General features: G+C 37.9%; 1 protein-coding gene and 1 pseudogene. One reads left to right on the top strand and one right to left on the bottom strand.

The window, feature by feature from the left end; all coding sequences use genetic code 11:
- A pseudogene (locus B4W83_RS10235) lies at positions 1 to 249 on the top strand (N-acetylmuramoyl-L-alanine amidase family protein); the annotation flags it as partial.
- Between the two features lie 260 nt (positions 250 to 509).
- Here B4W83_RS10235 and B4W83_RS10230 read toward each other — a convergent pair.
- The coding region (locus tag B4W83_RS10230; protein WP_142246445.1) for a transposase at positions 510 to 768 on the bottom strand (259 nt) is incomplete at its 5' end.

The following is a 768-nucleotide window of genomic DNA, read 5'->3' as shown; positions in this document are numbered from 1 at the left end:
TCCATGGCAACAGGTTGGGAGCAAGTTGATGGTTCATGGTACTATCTCAACGATAATGGTTCCATGGAGACAGGTTGGCTACAAAATAATGGTTCATGGTACTACCTCAACAGCAACGGTTCTATGAAAGCCAATCAATGGTTCCAAGTTGGCAGTAAATGGTATTATGTAAATGCATCGGGTGAGCTAGCGATCAATACAAGTATAGATGGCTATAGAGTCAATGATAATGGTGAATGGGTGCGTTAACAGATTCCTCCCTGCGACACAATTGATAATAGTATGTCTGAATATATAATTATGTATAAAAAGCTATAGATAAGGTCATCTTATAGCGACTATAAAAAAGTGAACAAGCCTAGTCTTCTGTACATTAGAATTCAGGTTTGTTCACTTTTTGTTTAGGCTCTTTGTCAACTGTAGTGGGTTGAAGTCAGCTAATCTCGAGAAAGGACACATTTCGTCCTTTCTTTTTTGGCTCTTTGTCAACTGTAGTGGGTTGAAGTCAGCTAAGCACGAGAAAGGACACATTTCGTCCTTTCTTTTTTGATGTTCAGAGCGATAAAAATCCGTTTTTTGAAGTTTTCAAAGTTCCGAAATCCAAAGGCATTTCGTTTGATAAGTTTAATGAGATTATTGGTCGCTTCCAGTTTGGCGTTAGAATAGTGTAGTTGAAGGGCGTTGACAATCTTTTCTTTATCCTTTAGAAAGGTTTTAAAGACAGTCTGAAAAAGAGGATGAACCTGCTTTAGATTGTCCTCAATAAGT

This window comes from Streptococcus pseudopneumoniae ATCC BAA-960 = CCUG 49455 (assembly GCF_002087075.1).
GTDB lineage: Bacteria > Bacillota > Bacilli > Lactobacillales > Streptococcaceae > Streptococcus > Streptococcus pseudopneumoniae.
The sequence above is the reverse complement of the archived record's forward strand: the minus strand, read 5'-3'. Positions and strand labels throughout refer to the sequence as shown.